The organism is Flavobacterium sp. PL11, from assembly GCF_035985025.1.
Classification (GTDB): Bacteria; Bacteroidota; Bacteroidia; order Flavobacteriales; family Flavobacteriaceae; genus Flavobacterium.
Window position 1 is genome coordinate 246,125 of record NZ_JAXCIA010000001.1, and the last position, 19,300, is coordinate 265,424.

A 19,300-nucleotide genomic window follows, 5' to 3' on the forward strand; every position below is an offset into this window, starting at 1 on the left:
TTTTAAAATATAATAATATGAAATTTATAAAATGTTTTAGTGCAGGATTAATATGCCTTTTGGCTCTTAATTCTTGTGAAAAAGACTTCTTGGAGCGTTCGCCCGAAGTAAATATTAGTGATGGTGAATTTTGGAAAACTAAAAATGATTTAAAGTTATATACCAATAATTTTTACAATAATTTCTTACCCTCGTATCAAGGTTTTGGAACTCAAGGAATTTATGGTTTAGATGCTGATGAAGGAAGTGACAATATGGTTCACCTTAATTTTAATGGAAACATCCTCAATGGCGAGCGCATTGCTCCTTCTTCAGGTGGTGGATGGAGCATTGGGGATTGGGGAAGAATTAGAAACGTAAACTACTTTTTACAAAACTATACTAAAAGTACAGAGAATTTTGAAATCATTAAAGATCATGTAGGAGAAGCTCATTATTTTAGAGCACTACTATATTTTGATTTAATGAAAAGATTTGGAAATTTACCATGGATTGATAAAGCATTAACTCCAACTGATACTGAATTTTTAAATACGCCTAGGGTATCTAGATCTATTATTGCAGATAACATCTTAGCTGACCTTGACAAAGCAGTTCTTTATTTACCAACTAAGAGTGGTGCATCAAGCAACCGTATTTACAGAGAGATTGCTATGGCATTGCAAGCACGTATAGCATTGTACGAAGGTACTTGGGAGAAATATCATGCTGGAACTGTATTTGGAGTAACAGGATCAAATGGTGAAAAATATTTAACTAAAGCGGCGACAGTTTCGAAGGCTATTATGGATTCGGGCTATTTTGATTTAGATAATAAAGTTACTGGCGCTAATAGAGGTTACTGGTCACTATTTAATCAATCTAATTATGATAGCAGTAAAGAAGTAATGTTCTGGAGAAGATATGATGTTGCTTCTAATTTCACAACTCGCTGGGCTCAATATTCGGCCTTAGGAACTGGTAAAGGATTAACAAAAAGTCTGGTGGACGCTTATTTATGTATTGATGGCAAGCCTATAGCAGCTAGTTCATTATATCAAGGTGACAATACACTAATAGATATTGTTAAAAATAGAGATCCAAGATTAAATCAAACTATCTACGTAAATGATAATGCACATCCTAGAACTAATAATAAACCAGGTGGAGCACCAAATGACGAATTTTTACATCCAATAGTTGATCAAGCAACTGAAGATAATGTATCTACAGGTTTTATGAGATACAAAGGAACAGATCCAAATTATGTGAAGCAATTCAATGGAATGGGTGATCAAGGTTTAATTTTCTTTAGATATGCTGAGGTATTATTAATTAATGCTGAAGCAAAAGCAGAGTTAGGAACTATTACGCAAGCTGATTTAGATTTAACAATCAATAAATTAAGAGCTAGAGTTACCATGCCTAATTTAGTAATTGGTGGTATTGTTACTGACCCTAATTGGAATTTTCCAGCATTATCTCCACTTATTAATGAATTAAGAAGAGAAAGACGTATTGAGTTAGCTGTTGAAGGTTTCCGTCACGATGACATTTGGAGATGGGCTGCTGCAGATGAATTAATTATTGGAAAAAAACCATTAGGTGCTAAAAAAGCACAGTGGGCAGGAGTTCAAAATATAAACATTTATAATACAAATGCTGATGGATATGTAGAACCATATAAAAATGTGGGAGCTATGGCTACAGGATATAAATTTAGAGCGGATAGAGACTATTTACTTCCTATCCCTTTAAACCAAATAACACTAGCTGGATATAATCAAAATCCAGGCTGGTAAAATTTTTCAAGTTAGTTTTATTTTTTGAGAAAAGGCTTTTTATTCGTAAAAAGCCTTTTACTTTTTAAAAATGTTGGATAACAGTTTTTCATTATTTGAATGAATTTTATCTGAATGTCAAGAATTTATAAGAGAGCGATCAAAAAAATTTAGTTTTAGTATTTTTCTAAATTAAAAATAAACTGGTAGGGACTGGTTTATTAAACCAGGAATCTATTCTATTTTTGAGAATAGTTTTCAAATCTGAGATCAAACAATAAATAATATTGAATTTTAAGTAAAAATGTTTTGAATATATGTTTTTTATTTAAACATACATTAAAAAGGGTTTCTTTTATAGAATTTCAATTTTATTATAAACCATACCTAAAATTAAGAACAATCAGAAATCATAGTACATATACAATAATCAAGAAAAACGATAATAAATAAAAGCAGACATTTTTGTTAAATATTGAAATTGAAAAAATTACTAAATAATGTGATATCTGTATATAAACGTTTTTCATCCTCTTTTTATCAATGATAAATAATGAAAATTTAATAAAACAATACATATCAAATTAGCAATCACATTGACCATAATTCTTTACTATTAATTAATTATTTAAATACTTAAACAAATGAAACAGCTACATATTTACATCTTTTTGTTAGTGCCTTTATTTATAATAGCTCAAACTAACGCTGTTGCTATTAACACTCAACATACTAAAACATTACTAACTAAGAGTGCAGCAGATAAAGATCCCTCCATAAGTATTCCTATATTGCCAAACGAGCTTTGGTGGGGCGGAGCAGTTAATGACGGATTTTCTATGCCTTATCAAGAAGGGTTTTCTTATAATATGTACGGCGATAATAAAGGAAATCAAGTCCAACCTTTGCTTATCTCTAATAAAGGCCGTGTGCTGTGGAGTGAAGAACCTTTTCGATTTTCATTTCTTAAAAATACAATTGTAATAGATAAAGCCAAAGGTGAAATTCTACAAAACAAAGCAGGTAAATCCTTGAAAGAAGCCTTTAATTTTGCTTCTAGAAATTATTTTGCTGCAGATGGCAAAATGCCAGATGAAATGCTTTTTTCAGCACCTCAATACAATACATGGATTGAATTGATGTACAATCAAAATCAAAAAGACATATTAGCCTACGCACATGCAATTATTGATAATGGCTTTCCTCCAGGCGTATTGATGATAGATGACAACTGGCAGGAAAATTATGGAAAGTGGGATTTCCATCCCGGACGTTTCCCTAATCCTGATGCAATGATGAAAGAGTTACATCAGCTTGGGTTTAAGGTTATGCTGTGGGTTTGTCCTTTTGTCAGTCCAGATTCCGATGTCTATCGCGACTTAGCTAAGAAGGGATTATTCCTTAAAAATAGTAAAGATACTAATTCATCAATTGTACCTTGGATTCCACCTGGACAACCAGCGATGATTTACTGGTGGAATGGCGCTAGTGCCGTACTTGACTTATCTAATCCTGCAGCAGAGAAGTGGTTTAAAGGAGAGCTAAATTCCTTAATGAAAAAATACAATGTTGATGGATTTAAGTTAGATGCTGGTGATTTTTATTTCTATCCAGATAATTTAGTAAGCCATATTCCAGCGACTACGCCCAATGAGCAATCTGAATTATTTGGAAAAATAGGTTTAGATTATCCACTCAATGAATATCGTGCTATGTGGAAAATGGCAGGAAAGCCATTAGCACAGCGATTGAGTGATAAAGCGCATAATTGGAGAGACCTACAGATGCTTATCCCAAATATTACTGGGCAAGGACTTATGGGTTACGCTTTTTCATGTCCAGACATGATTGGTGGCGGAGAGTTTTCTTCTTTTTTAAACACTAAAACTATCGATCAAGATTTAATCGTAAGATCAGCACAAATACATGCTTTAATGCCTATGATGCAATTTTCTGTCGCACCATGGCGAATTTTAGATCCTGAACACTTGAATGCAGTTAAAGAAGCGGTTGCACTTAGAAAAAAGTTTACGCCTTATATAATGACTCTGACAAAAGAAGCTGCAAAAACAGGTCAGCCAATTGTGCGAACTATGGAATATGAATTTCCAAATCAAGGTTTTGAAAAAGTAATCGACCAGTATATGCTTGGTGACAAAGTATTGATTGCGCCAGTTTTAGAAAAAAATTCACAAACAAAAAGTATACAATTACCACAAGGAACTTGGAAAGACTGGACAGGTAAAATTTATAAAGGAGGAAGTAAAATAACTGTAAAAACAGCATTAACCACTTTACCTCACTTCGAGAAAGTAAGCAAGTAATATAAAATATCAAAAACAAAGTTCAGTATAATTATACAAAACTCCTTTAAAGGATGTTTTAAATTTATATGCATTAAACCATAAAAATGACAACCAATGAAACTACAAGTATTAAATAAGAATCTAATACCTATTATTCTTTTAGCATTACTTTCAATAAGTTCTTTCGCTCAGAAAAATAGATCTTTTTTAAAATCGCAAATTGCTATTGTCCCACAACCTTTATCTCTAAGTGTGCATGAATCTTCATTTGAATTTAAAGATGGACAAGCTATTTTGACAAATTTAGCAGAACAACAGAGCGCAGTACAAGATTTAAAAAATCACGTCTCAGCGATTACTAAATTTAAGCTTTTAGAAAAAAAAGCTGGGAAAACATCAATTGTTTTCGAACAAAAATTAGGTTTAGATGCTGAAGGTTATGAATTGAAAGTAACTCCAAAAAAAATAACTATCTCAGCCACAAGTAAAGCAGGTTATTTTTATGGCGTACAAACTTTGAAACAATTATTGTCTATTGAAACTGAAAAAGATTCACAAAAAACGGCATACTTAATACCATCCGTTACTATAAAGGATAATCCACGTTTTAAGTGGCGTGCTTATATGCTTGATGACGCCCGCTATTTTCATGGCGAAGCATTCGTAAAACAAATGCTTGACCAAATGGCATTGTTAAAAATGAACACTTTGCACTGGCACTTAATTGATGATGCTGGATGGCGCGTTGAAATAAAAAAATATCCGCTTTTAACTAAAGTAGGTGCTTTTCGTAAAGACAGCGAAATTGGCACTTGGAAAAGCGGAAAAACTTCTGGTCAACCACATGGAGGTTTTTACACTCAAGACCAAATAAAAGATATTGTTGCTTATGCTACAGCGCGAAATATTACCATCGTTCCTGAATTTGAAATGCCAGGACATTCTAGCGCAGCGATTGCTGCTTACACTTGGTTAGGAACAGCAGGTATACCTATCGAGGTTCCCGTTAAATTCGGACGTTTATATGATAATTACGATGTTACTAAACCAGAAGTGATCACTTTCATTAAAGATGTTTTGAATGAAATTTTTGAATTATTCCCATCAGAAGTGATTCATATTGGTGGCGATGAAGTAGGGTATGAAGTATGGGAAAACACCGCTTCAGTTCAAAAGTATATGAAGGCAAACAATATTAATTCACCTGCCGATTTGCAAATTGATTTCACCAATAAAATTTCACAATATATCGAAGAAAACGGGCGTAGAATGATGGGATGGAATGAGATTTTAGGTAAAAATATCCATCAAGATTTTGCAGAAAAGAAAAGTGACAAAGAGGCCGAAAAGGAACTGGCTAAAAATGTAATTGTTCATTTTTGGAAAGGTGATTTACAACTTTTAACTGATGCTGCAAAAAAAGGGTACGGTATTGTAAATTCATTACACGACAGAACCTATTTAGATTACAGTTATGAATCTATTCCTCTAAAAAAAGCATATAGCTTTGACCCTATTCCTAAAGGTTTGGAACCGCAATATCACAAAAATATTTATGGATTAGGTTGTCAAATGTGGAGTGAATGGACACCTACCGATGCTGATGTAGAACGTCAAACTTTTCCAAGAATTGCAGCCTATGCAGAAGTAGGTTGGACAGTAATGGATAATAAAAATTACGACAGTTTTAAAATAGCACTTAAAAAAATGCAAAAACATTGGGACACTTTAGGCATAAATTATTTTAAAGATTCAGATAAAATGGATGCAAAATGGGATGCTAAAGAGTAAAGATTTTATTAAGAATACAAAATTTAAGTTGGAAATAATTTTTTTTAAATTGGTTCTATTTCTTGTTGAAAGGCTTTTTATTCGTAAAAAGCCTTTTTTTAGTTATATGATCTATCAACATCTACTGTTTTATAAAAGGATTGAAAAATAGAAATACAATTCATTTAAAAACTAAAGAGGATATATATGCTTTTTTTAAATCTAATACAGAAAAACTGGTAGGTACTAATTTATTTAATACCAAATCTGTTAAAATAATATTCATGTTATTTTATAAAAAATTTATTCTTAAATATTCCAACGAATTATATTTAGAATTAATCCTAAATAATTGCACTCTACAAAGGCTACATGACGAAACAGCTATAGTACCTTAAATTTGTATAAGTACTTAATTATAGATGATAGTAAAATACTTCGTTATTAATTATGACAAAGTTAAAAATTTTACACAAGTAATAAAAAAACTGGTAGGTGCTGGTGTAATCCATATAGAATCTGTTATATTTTTGTTAATATGATTTATTTCAAAATTAGTTAAATAGATGAAATTTTAATCAAAAGACATTTTTGTACTTGCTTTATCTGATCGAATCATCTTTACTGAAATTAACTGTGATTCAAATAAAAAGATAATTATAAAAATAGTAGATATATCATATTAAACTTTAGCAAATAACAGGATTTAGTTTAGTATTAATTTCAAAACTTATTTTTTATCATGTGAGAAATACAAAGGATAATTATGACAAAAATAAATACTAACAATAAATAAATATTATGAAGAAAGGCAAAAAAAATTAGCAACAATTACAAGAAGAAGAAAATTACTTTAAAGCAAATTATTTTCAGAGAAGTTATCCAAAATTAATACTACGTAATTCTAATTAATCTAAAACTAACAAAACCATTTAAGTATGATTAAAAAACATAAAACCAAAACAATTTTTAAGGTAAAAAAAATTGTATTCACTCAGCTTATATTAGGAGTCTTTATAGTCGGTTCAGCTTATGCTGCAAACAGCAATGTAAACGCAAATTTAGTAAATACCTCGATGGCAATTTCAAATAAAAATATTGTATTTGCAAAAATCACAGGCCAAGTAGTTGATGAGCAAGGAAACACACTTCCAGGCGTTAATGTAATGAAAAAGGGTAGCACAACTGGAGTTTCTACTGATATGGACGGCAATTTCACGATTGATGCTAATAAAGGAGATATTTTGATTTTCTCATATATAGGATTTTTGAATCAGGAAGTAATTGTAGATTCAAAAACTAATATAAAAGTTATATTACAATCTGTTGCCGCTTCATTAGATGATGTTGTTGTCGTTGGATTTGGAAAGCAAAAGAAGGAAAGTGTAGTGAGCGCAATAAGCACTATAAAAGGGGAGGCTCTTAGATTACCAAATCGCAGTTTAAGTAATAATTTGGCCGGCCAAATAGCTGGTATTATTGCAGTTCAACGTTCGGGCGAACCAGGGTATGATAATTCTGAGTTTTATATTAGAGGAATTAGTTCTTTTAAAGGTGGAACAACACCATTAGTGTTAGTTGATGGGATACCTAGGAATATGAACGATATAGAACCAGATGAGATAGAGACTTTCACGTTGTTAAAGGATGCCGCATCTACTGCTATATATGGAGCTGAAGGAGCTAATGGCGTAATATTAATTACTTCTAAAAGAGGTAAAGTACAAAGGACAATAATTAGCTATAGAGGAGAGTATAGTTTATTGCAACCTACTCGATTACCTGATTTTTTAGGTTCAGTTGATTTTATGAAACTGTACAATGAAGGTTTGAACAATGAAGGTAAGCAACCTAAATATTCAGATGAAGTAATAGCAAGAACTCAATCAGGACTAGATCCTGATTTATATCCAGATGTATATTGGCTTGATTTATTGAAAAAGACTACTAACAATCAAAGACATACATTGAATTTTAGAGGAGGAGGAGAAAAAGCTCGTTTCTTTATTTCTGGTGCATATTTTGGAGAAAGTGGTATTTTTAAATCAAATCCTAATGTGAATTATGAAAATAATATTGGATTGAAACGCTACAATTTAAGATCAAATGTGGATTTTGATGTAACAAATACTACTTTATTAAGAGTTGACTTAAGTGGTCAGTATTTAGAAACGAATTATCCAGGAGTTGGTACTTCTACGCTTTTTAGAAATATGACAACAGCACCGCCAAATTTATATCCGATGATTTTTTCAGATGGGCATTTTGCTTCACACCCAACACCTAGTGACAATCGTTCGAACCCTTATAATTCACTTATGGAATCTGGCTATTCTAAAGAGTGGAGAAGCAGTTTACAATCAAAAGTTGCTATAGAGCAAAAACTTGATGTGATTACTGATGGATTAATGATAAAAGGAGTTGTAAGTTATGATTCTGATTCCAAATTTCTTTCTTCCAGAAGAAAAACCCCACCTCAGTTTATTGCCAATGGAAGAGATATTAATGGGGATTTGATTTATAGCCAAACTGTAAATGAAACAACTTTTGGAGAACCTATTGAAAGCAGTACTGGAAATAAAAACATATATCTTGAAACATCTTTAAACTATGCTAAAACTTTTGATAGTAAGCATCTCGTGGGTGGAATGTTGTTATACTATCAGAAAGAAATTCAATATAATGACCAAGCTCTTGCCTTTAGAAAACAGGCATATATTGGTAGAGGTACATACATGTATGATCGTAGATATTCAATTGAAGCAAATTTTGGAATTACAGGAAGTGAAGCTTTTTCTAAAGGTAACCGATATGGATTTTTTCCAGCAGTAGGTGTGGCTTGGATTGCAAGTAATGAAAGTTTTTTTGAGAGCATAAAAGACGTAGTTAATGAACTAAAAATTAGAGCGTCTGTAGGAAGAACTGGAAATGATAATACTGGGGGTGATAGATTCCTATATAGAGGAACTTTCGTGAATGTTGCAGGTTATCCAATTGGTATTGGAGGAAGTGGCACTTTAAATGGTTTAGGTGGTTTTGCTGAAGGACGTTTTGCAGCGCCAACTTTGTCGTGGGAAATTGAAGATAAACGAAATATAGGAATTGATTTAGGATTTTTTAATAACAATCTAACTTTGACAGCGGATTATTTTGATAACTCGAGGTTTAATATTTTGTTGCAAAGAAATACTGTTGCGGCATCTACAGGTTTTAGACAATCACCATGGCAAAATTTCGGAAAGGTAACCAATAAAGGAGTTGATTTAAGCTTAAATGCAAAAAAACGTTTTGGAGACGTTTCAGTAGGTATGAGAGGAAATTTCACCTTTGCTAGAAACAAAATAACAGAATATGATGAGGTTAAAAAGTCTTATTCATGGATGAATATTACAGGAACAAGCTTGAACTCTCCTAATTTATATACTGCAGAACGTCTTTATACTGACAACGATTTTGATATAACAGTAATAAATGGAGCGAAAGTTTATGCTTTAAAAAGTGGATTGGCTGTTTCTACACTAAGTGCCAAAAATTTACCAGGTGATATTAAGTACCAGGATTTGAATGGGGATGGTTTAATTGATCAATTTGACCAAAGTAGAGCTACCTCTGCAAAACCAAGTATCCCAGAAATAGTTTATGGTGTTGGTTTTAATGCAGAGTACAAGAATTTTTATGCAAATGCTTTTTTCCAAGGGGCAGCTAGTGTATCTACAGTACTTGGAGGAGATAATCCTCAAGGTTTCTTTCCTTTTACTTTTGGAGTTGAAGAAAGTGCTGTAAGAAAAGAAGGTCTAAGTAGATGGACACAAGCTAATCCATCTCAAGATGTATTATATCCACGTATAAGATCGACATCTTATGCTCATAATAATGTAGCTAGTACTTGGTGGTCAAGAGATGCTAGTTTTGTACGTCTAAAAAACGTTGAAATAGGTTACAATATGAATAAAAGTTTATTAGATAAATTAGGATTAACTACGGGACGAGTTTATGTAATGGGAAACAATCTTTATGTGTGGGATCAGATTAAAATGTGGGATCCTGAAATAGGAAATGCAAATGCGGGTTTAAATTATCCGTTACCTAGAACAATAACTTTTGGACTTGAACTAACACTTTAAAAAAAACACTTATGAAATTATATAATAAAATACATATAGCCATTTTATTCTTGTTTGCGGCTATATCTATGAATTGCAGTAATGACTATCTAGACGTATCAAACGAGTTGGCAGGTGAATTGACTTTGGATAAGGTATTTACTAGCCCTGCTAATACAAGACAGTTCCATAGAAACGTTTTTACCGGAATCCCTAATAGTTCTTGCATGGTATTTGGAACAGATTATTCAATGGATGGTTTAGACAATCCATGGGCTGGGGCAACGGATGAACTAAAAATGGCTCAAGGAACTTTAAGAAACCTTACATCAAACGGTTTTAATGCAGGGAATGCACCTTTTCATAGATGGAGTATTTTATACCGCCAAATTAGACAGGCTAATTTGTTTTTAGAAAACGCTAAAGCAATCCCGAAAAGTGGTGCAGCAGATTATATTGATGATGCGGAGCTTGCTAAAATGAAAGCTCAAGCTAGATTTTTAAGAGCCTATTATCATTATCTATTGTTTGAACAGTATGGACCTATTCCTATAATGAAAACTGCTGTTGATCCAAGCTCATCAAGTTTAGATTTTGCTAGAAATTCAGTAGATGAAGTGGTCAGTTTTATAGATACTGAACTAACCGAAGTTGCAGGTGAACTTAATGATAAAGAAACAGTTGATGCTTTTTTAGCACTTCCCACAAAAGGAGCTGCATTAGCTATAAAAGCTAAGCTATTGGTTTATGCAGCCAGCCCACTTCTAAATGGAGGTTATGCTGAAGCTTTAGCGGTTAAGAATCCTGAGGATGGTAAAAGCATTTTTCCGGCATTTGACAGTACTAAATGGCAAAAAGCAGTAAATGCATTGCAAGAGCTTATTACTTTTGCAGACGCTGGAAATTATAGTCTATATAAGGCTACTACAGTAGGAGTTTTCGATCCACATAAATCTTTATATGAACTATTCATTAATTACAATAATGAAATCATTTGGGCTAATCCTAATAATGATTGGGGTTCATTAGGAGAAGATGGTACTGATAGAAGACTAACTCCAAGATCTGAAGGGTCAGGATTTGCTTCTATTGCAGTAACTCAAGAGTTAGTGGATGACTTTCTTATGATAGATGGCAAGCAAAAAGAGCAATCTCCATTGTATTCTGAAAGTGGGTTTTCTGAAACTGGTGAGGATCTAAGTGGTCAAACTAACGTAGGAACTTACAAAATGTGGATTAATAGAGAACCTCGATTTTATCAAACAGTAATGTTTCAGGGGCGTAAATGGCATAATGGAAATAATAATATAATTAAATTCAATAAAGGGAGCGGAAATGATAATTCATCCGAAAATTATCCTTGGTCTGGTTACTTATTATACAAACGATTAGATAAAACCGTTAGAAACGAAGGTAGTTCTCCAAGAAATAAGTACAGGCCTTCTATAATATTTAGACTTGCCGAATTTTACTTATTATATGCTGAAGCTTTAAATGAGGTCACTCCAAATGATGCTAAAATATTGCAATATGTAAATAAAGTAAGAGAACGTGCTGGTATACCATCCCTCGAGATTAGCAATCTAGGAATTGCAGGAAATCAGCAAGCTCAAAGATTAGCAATAAGAAGAGAAATGAGAGTTGAATTAGCCACTGAAGGACAACGTTATTTTAATGTTAGAAGATGGATGATAGCTGACGGTACTGGTGAAGGCCATCAAGGAGGTCCTTTTTATGGAATGAATATGAATGCTCCTACCGAATCTGGATTTTTTGTTCGTACTCCTTATGAGAATAGATTTTGGGATAAAAAAATGTACTTATATCCACTTCCATTAGTCGAATTACAGAAGAGCACTAAACTGGTTCAAAATCCAGGGGCATGGTAATCTTTGATAATGAATACAGGATAAGTTTAATTAACATAGAAAAAAATTAAAAAATGAAAAAAATAATTTATTTTAAATATCTCTTTTGCTGTCTTGCTATGCTCAATTTATTGGCAGGATGTAACACCAATGACGATTTGGTTAAGGGATCTGATGATAATGGTATTTTTATAGTACCAGCAGGTAAGACTGCTATAGAAAGTAATGTTTTGTTATCGTTTAATCCCGATTATAAATTTCCATTGGCAGTAGCTATTGTTAGCCCTGCTGCTGTAAGTTCGAATGCAACAATTGCTTTAGATAATAGCTTGATTACAGGATTTAATACCAGAAATAACACTAGCTATTCTGTAATGCCAGAGGGAAGTTGTTCATTGGAAACAGCGAACTTGACAATACCTAAAGATGGCAAAGCTTCCCAACAAACAAACCTGATTATAAATCCACGTATTCTTGCTCTAGATACAGACTATTTATTACCAATAAAAGTTGCATCGGTTTCAACAACGGATATTACTTTAAATGATGCTTTGGCTACCAAATATTATATATTCAGGGTTCCAACGCCTGTTCGAGGTAATTTATCTAACGGTAAGCCTGCTTCTAAGAATGGACCTAGTGGCTCACCTGCTGCGAGAGGAAATGATGGGAATACCAATGGAGATTGGGCTGCTAATTCTGTATGTGAGACAGGTGCAATTGCTGAAGGATATTGGCAAGTAGATTTAGGAGCTGTTTCTCCATTAATTGATGATGTAAAAATTTGGAATAGAACTGATTGTTGCGATGATCGCACGGTAAATTTTTATGTATTCATTTCTAATGTACCTTTCAAAGGGACAAGCGTAGCAGAATCATTAGCACAGCAAGGTGTCAAGAGTTTTTATACTCCTGGTAAGGCAGGAAGACCTACACAAATATTGACAGCAGTATCAGGACGTTACATAAGAGTTCAGAATACTGGCTTTACAAGCCTTACTTTGGCTGAATTTACCGCAACAGGAATTAAGCCTTAAAAAAACTAATCTCCCTCAATTGTATTTAACAATAAATTAAAAAGTTCAATATGGTTGTAATTCTGATGTGTTTAATTAAGGTGCTAATAAATTCAAGCTATTATCTTCATTTCGTTTAAAAAAGTTTATCAATTATAAAAAAGAGCAGTGAACTAGCTCGTGCGTATCAATAAATGAAACAAAAATGCAATAGGTTATATATAAAATTACAAAGAGTAGGATACATAATTTCAGGATATAAATTTAAAGTCGATAAAGATTCTTCTTTAACTGTTATATTAAATCAAATCATATTTTTTAGATATAAACAAAATCCAGGTTGGTAATAATATTTTTGAGTTAGTTGTAATTGTTGAAGAAAGGCTTTTTATTCGTAAAAAGCCTTTCTTTATAAATGTAGTAGTAGAATGCCGTACATAAAAGCTTAAATCAAATATAAAATTAAGAAATACTTTTTTTTAAATTCTTATTATAAAAAACTGGTAGGCACTGGTGTATTAAACAAAGAATCTGTTCTATTTTTGAGAATATCTTTTTGAGCAGAATTAAAACAGCTATCATTACCAAATGTAACACGGTTAGTTGATTTTTAAAATAAACAAGTACAGCTGAAAGTTGTTAAGTTTTAGAAGTATAATCATGCCTCTAAACAAAATTTATATCAGCTGTTATCCATCTGGAAATAATTATGATCGAGCAAATATTAGCATGGTTAGAATTTTTAAGTTAACCATTATCAAAAAAATGGAATAAATTAAGAAGATTCCAGTACAAATTAGTAGAGGCAATAATATTTGTACTGGATTTCTAATAGAAGAATAAACAAAAAAAAATATAATTAATAATAAATATGACACTCTATCTTAAAAACGGCTACGGATTATTACTCTGCATTTCTATCTTGTGCTTTTCAATACAAAGTAGTACTGCGCAAAACAACGATAAAATAGCGACAGCCAGACAAACTGAATCACTGAATAAAAACTGGAAATTCCATTTAGGAAGCGCTAATAATCCTGAAAAAGATTTCAGTTACGGCATTGTTCGTAATTTTACTATTGCTGGCGGCGGCGGCGGTGCTGTGGCGCCAAAATTTGACGATAGTAAATGGCGTACAGTTAATGTCCCTCATGACTGGGCTGTTGAACTTCCGTTTGAATACCACAAACATTTTGATGTGCAAAGCCATGGTTATAGACCTGTTGGTGGTTTTTATCCCGATAATAGTATAGGGTGGTATAGAAAAAAATTCACCGTAGATAAATCAAAGGAAGGACAACGTTTTGTGCTTAGATTTGAGGGCGTTTATCGTGATTTTAAACTATTTGTAAATAATAATTATATAGGAGGAAATTTTGGTGGCTACACCGAAAGCTCTTTTGATATTACTGATTTTATCGAATTTGGGAAAGACAACCTAATCGTTATGCGCGTTGATGCCACACAATATGAAGGCTGGTTCTATGAAGGAGCGGGTATATATAGAAATGTAGATTTAGAAACATTCACGCCAGTTCATATTCCAGAATATGGTGTTTATGTGTATGCCAAAGTGGAGAAATCACAAGCAAAAGTAGTGGCTCAAACAACGGTTAAAAATCAAGAAGGTAAAACAGTAGATTGCACAGTATCTTCTTATTTGATTGATGCTAAAGGAACACAAGTTACTCCAACGAGAACCGAAAAACTAAAGATAAAAAATAACGAAACACAACAAGTTGAACAGAACTTTTCTATTAAAAACCCTTTATTGTGGGGGCTTGATACACCCAACCTTTACCGATTAGTATCAATAGTAAAAAAGGATGGAAAAACAATAGACAATCTCGAAACGGAATTTGGAGTGCGTACCTTCACTTTTGACGCTACCACAGGATTTTATCTTAATGGAGAAGGTATGAAATTAAAAGGAATGTGCGTCCATCAAGATCATGCTGGTGTTGGATCCGCAGTACCAGACGCTTTAGTATTCTACAGAATAAAATTGCTGAAAGAAATGGGCGTTAATGCGTATCGTTGTAGTCATAATCCACCTTCAAAATCAGTACTGGATGCATGTGATAAACTGGGAATGTTAGTGATGGATGAGATTCGTGTAATAGGTACTGGGAAAGAAAATCTAGATCAGTTTGAACGATTAGTAAAAAGAGACAGGAATCATGCAAGTGTGATGCTTTGGAGTTTAGGAAACGAAGAAACCGGAGTTCAAAACACCGAGCTAGGCAGGCGTATGGCGCATACTCTAGTACAACGCCAGAGAGAATTAGATCCGTCTCGTATGAGTACATACGGTGGAAATAACGGAATTAATTTCAAAGGAATTAATCAAGAAATGGACGTGAGAGGTTTTAATTACCACATTGCGGAATTAGATGATTATCATAAGGAACATCCCACACAACCTATCGTTTTTAGCGAAGTTTCAAGTATGGTAAGTTCCCGTGGAATGTATGTAAAGGATCCAGAAAAAGGATATTTACCAGATTACGACATGAACAAACCAGGTTGGGGACAAAATGCCGAACAATGGTGGAAGTTTACCGTAGATAGACCTTGGTTAATGGGAGGTTTTGTTTGGACTGGCTTTGACTATCGTGGTGAACCAACGCCTTTTACGTGGCCAAATGTAAATTCTCACTTTGGAATAATGGATGTTTGTGGTTTTCCAAAAAATACTTATTATTACTATCAAAGCTGGTGGACAGACAAAGATGTGATTAAAATATATCCGCATTGGAACGGGCATAAAGAGGGTGACAAAGTCAATGTATGGTGTAATAGTAATGCGGATGAAGTAGAACTAGTTTTAAATGGTAAAAGTCTTGGCAAAAAAGCAATGCCGCGCAATGGCCATTTAGAATGGGATGTTATTTACGAAGCTGGAAAACTAGAAGCTATTGGTACTAAAAACGGAAAAACAATTCGTACTGCTGTAGAAACGACAACTGCTGCTCACCAAATTGTTTTAACACCAGATCGCCAATCAATAACTGCTGACGGTAGAGATGTTTCTGTAATTAATGTAAGTGTTCTTGATAAACAAGGCAGAGAAATTCCTGATGCTATGAACATGATTCAGTTTAAATTAAATGGAAATGCCACTATTTTAGGAGTTGGAAACGGAGATCCAAGTTCACATGAGGCTGACAAATGTTTAGATGGAAACTGGAAGCGTTCGCTATTTAATGGAAAATGCCAAATCATATTGGAATCTATGGATAAAGAAGGCAATTTTACACTTACAGCTACTGCCGAGGGTTTACAAAATACAGCTGCTACCGTACAAATGAAAAAATAAGTAAAGATGAAAATATTTAAAATATCCACATTAGCTCTGGCACTATCGTGCAGCATTTCTGCTTCATTACTTGCGCAAAACAAAGCAGAGACTAAAAAAAGACCTAATATTGTAATCATCATTTCTGATGATCATGCATATCAAGCTATCAGTGCTTATGGCAATAAATACGTAAAGACGCCTAACATTGATCGTATTGCTAAAGAAGGAGTCCTCTTTAACAAAGGCTACGTTACGAATTCAATTTGTGGGCCAAGTCGCGCCGTAATATTGACAGGTAAATACAGTCATAAAAACGGATTTAAGGACAACGAAAATTCACATTTTGATGGAAGTCAAGACAGCTTTATCAAGCAATTGAAAGGCTCAGGTTATGAGACCGCTTGGATTGGAAAATGGCATTTAGAATCGCAACCACAAGGTTTTGATTACTGGCAAATTCTACCGGGACAAGGACACTATTACAATCCTGATTTCCAAATGATGGATGGTACTAAAAAAAGAACCGAAGGTTACGTTTCGGATATCGTTGAAGATGTTTCAGAAAATTGGATGGATAATCGAGATAAAGACAAACCATTTTGTTTGGTGATTGGTCATAAAGCTACACACCGCACTTGGATTCCTGATACTAAAGACATGGGTACTTTTGATAATGTTACCTTTCCCCTACCCCATAATTTTTATGATGATTATGCAAATCGTGAAGCTGCCAAAGTTCAGGATATGTCTATTTCTAAAACGATGGTAATGGGTTACGATCTAAAAGTTTTTAAGGATGATGCTGCGGCTGATAAAGAAGGAACCGTTTCCCGAATGAATCCGGAACAACGAAAAAAATTCGACGATTATTATTTGCCAATAGCTGCTGATTTAAAATCTCGCAACTTGACTGGAAATGAATTAACGGAATGGAAATATCAACGCTATATGCGTGATTATTTGAGCACAGCTGTTTCTTTGGATAGAAACATTGGGCGAACTTTGGATTATCTAGATAAAAATAATTTGACAGAGAATACAATCGTGATTTACATGTCAGATCAAGGGTTTTATTTAGGAGAACACGGCTGGTTTGACAAGCGTTTTATCTATGAAGAATCGTTTAGAACACCCATGGTCATGCGTTATCCTGGTGTGATTAAACCGGGATCGGTTTCTAATGATTTAGTGATGAATTTAGACATTGCCCCTACTATGCTTGACGCTGCAGGCGTAGCGATACCAAAAGATGAGCAAGGAGAATCAATGTTGCCCTTATTTACTGATAAAAAAGCTAAAGGCCGTGATGCAATTTATTATCATTACTATGAAAATGGTGAACATTCAGTGTCTCCTCACTTCGGAATAAGAACAGATCGTTATAAACTAGTGCGTTTTTATAAGCGTGTTAATTCTTGGGAGTTATATGATTTGAAAAAAGATCCTAACGAAATGAATAATATATACGGACAAAAAAAGTATAAAAAAATCACTGATGAACTGACTGTAAAAATGGATCAGTTAATTAATCAATACGAAGATAAAGAGGCCAAGATATTGAAAGCTAAACAGATTTAGCGGTAGAGTGTTAGCTTTTGATAGTTTGAAATTTATTTCATTTTGATGACTCAATAATTTTTTAATTTTTATAGAAGAGACATTGGTACAATTTAATTTTTTTTATAAAATAACAAGGACATCAAAAATTTAAAATAAATAATGGAAATAAACGCAAAATATAGGTTTGTAATAGCAAGCATTTTTATACTATTCGCTTTCTCAGTAAGCGGACAAGTTAATTCTTTGCCTCTGCCAAATAAACAACAACTAGCTTGGCAAAAAGCCGAATTAGGTGTTGTGTTTCATTACGACTTACATGTATTTGACACTGCAAAATACAATCAAGGTACAAATAGAATTACACCAGTTGTAGATTACAACATCTTTAATCCAGAAAAATTAGATGTCGAACAATGGGTACTTTCTGCAAAAGCAGCGGGTGCGAAGTTTGCAATTCTTACTGTAACTCATGAAACAGGTTTCGCTTTATTTCAGTCGGATGTGAATCCGTATTCGATGAAGAGTTTAAAATTTAAAGAAGGAAAAGCAGATCTTTTTAAGGATTTTACAGATGCTTGTCGAAAGCATGGTATAAAACCTGGTGTTTATGTTGGGATACGATGGAATTCATTTTTTGGTGTGCATGATTTTGTAGTAGATGGCGAACTAAATAGCGCCATGCAAAAAAGAAGACAAGCCTATTACAACAAAATGGTAGAAGGAATGGTCAAAGAAATTTGCACGAATTATGGTCCTTTATTCGAAATATGGTTTGATGGTGGTGCCAGTAGTCCTGATAAAGGCGCACCAGATGTGTTGCCAATAGTAAAAAAATACCAACCAGATTGTTTGTTTTATCACAACGATCAATTGGCAGAAGCACGTTGGGGCGGTTCAGAAAGTGGTACAGTGAGCTATCCAAGCTGGTCTACATTTCCATACAATTTTACAGGTTCAGGCGAAAGTGCTATTCCCGGAATTTCTAAAAACGGCTTTCAATTATTAAAAGAAGGGGATGTAAATGGAAAATATTGGGTGCCAGCAATGGCCGATGCGCCTTTGCGCGGTTTTAACGGAAGACACGAATGGTTTTGGGAACCGGGAGATGAAAACAGCATTTATCCTTTAGACGAACTGATGAAGATTTATTACAAATCAGTTGGACGTAATGCCACACTTATTATGGGTTTAACGCCCGATAATACTGGGCTTATGCCAAAAGAAGATGTACAACGCCTAAAGGAATGGGGAGACGAAATTAAAAAAAGATTCGATTCTCCTCTTGCAACAACAAAAGGCAAAGGAAAAATTATTGAACTAAAATTGAATAAAGAAACAGCGGTAAATCAATTTGTAATTCAAGAAAATATTGCATTAGGACATCGAGTACGAGCCTTCAGCATTCAAGTTTATGAGAAAGGAAAATGGCAGACAATCAATAAAGGTAGTGCCGTAGGAAATAAATATATTTTCCTATCTGAAAAAACTGTGGTGACAAAAAATGTACGATTGGTGGTTGATGAATCAGTAGCGCAACCTGACATAATCAATTTTGCTGTATATCATGTAGAAGGAAAATTATAAATTTTAAATAGTACAATACAATAATAATTACT

General features: G+C 33.5%; 9 protein-coding genes. All 9 read left to right on the plus strand.

Annotated elements, in window-relative coordinates; all coding sequences use genetic code 11:
• Positions 1 to 17 precede the first annotated feature (17 nt).
• Complete coding sequence (locus tag RCH18_RS00980) at positions 18 to 1,781, plus strand: RagB/SusD family nutrient uptake outer membrane protein (protein WP_326934890.1); 1,764 nt, start codon at positions 18 to 20, stop codon at positions 1,779 to 1,781.
• A 623-nt stretch (positions 1,782 to 2,404) separates the two neighbouring features.
• A complete protein-coding gene (locus RCH18_RS00985) occupies positions 2,405 to 4,084 on the plus strand; it encodes a glycoside hydrolase family 31 protein (protein WP_326934891.1) in 1,680 nt (559 codons plus the stop codon).
• A 96-nt stretch (positions 4,085 to 4,180) separates the two neighbouring features.
• Positions 4,181 to 5,857 (plus strand): beta-N-acetylhexosaminidase, encoded by a 1,677-nt coding sequence (locus RCH18_RS00990; protein ID WP_326934892.1) that lies wholly within the window; start codon positions 4,181 to 4,183, stop codon positions 5,855 to 5,857.
• Between the two features lie 917 nt (positions 5,858 to 6,774).
• A complete protein-coding gene (locus RCH18_RS00995) occupies positions 6,775 to 9,960 on the plus strand; it encodes a SusC/RagA family TonB-linked outer membrane protein (RefSeq protein WP_326934893.1) in 3,186 nt (1,061 codons plus the stop codon).
• Positions 9,961 to 9,971: 11 nt separating this feature from the next.
• Entirely contained in the window at positions 9,972 to 11,828 is a 1,857-nt protein-coding gene (locus RCH18_RS01000) for a RagB/SusD family nutrient uptake outer membrane protein (RefSeq protein ID WP_326934894.1), read from the plus strand.
• 53 nt (positions 11,829 to 11,881) lie between these two features.
• Positions 11,882 to 12,844 carry a BT_3987 domain-containing protein gene (locus RCH18_RS01005; protein WP_326934895.1) on the plus strand — a complete coding sequence of 321 codons (963 nt, stop codon included), beginning with the start codon at positions 11,882 to 11,884 and terminating at the stop codon, positions 12,842 to 12,844.
• Between the two features lie 850 nt (positions 12,845 to 13,694).
• On the plus strand, positions 13,695 to 16,142 hold the full coding sequence (gene galA, locus RCH18_RS01010) for a beta-galactosidase GalA (RefSeq protein WP_326934896.1): 2,448 nt from the start codon (positions 13,695 to 13,697) through the stop codon (positions 16,140 to 16,142).
• Positions 16,143 to 16,148: 6 nt separating this feature from the next.
• Positions 16,149 to 17,702 carry a sulfatase family protein gene (locus RCH18_RS01015; RefSeq protein WP_326934897.1) on the plus strand — a complete coding sequence of 518 codons (1,554 nt, stop codon included), beginning with the start codon at positions 16,149 to 16,151 and terminating at the stop codon, positions 17,700 to 17,702.
• A gap of 141 nt (positions 17,703 to 17,843) precedes the next feature.
• Entirely contained in the window at positions 17,844 to 19,268 is a 1,425-nt protein-coding gene (locus tag RCH18_RS01020) for an alpha-L-fucosidase (RefSeq protein WP_326934898.1), read from the plus strand.
• Positions 19,269 to 19,300 lie beyond the last annotated feature (32 nt).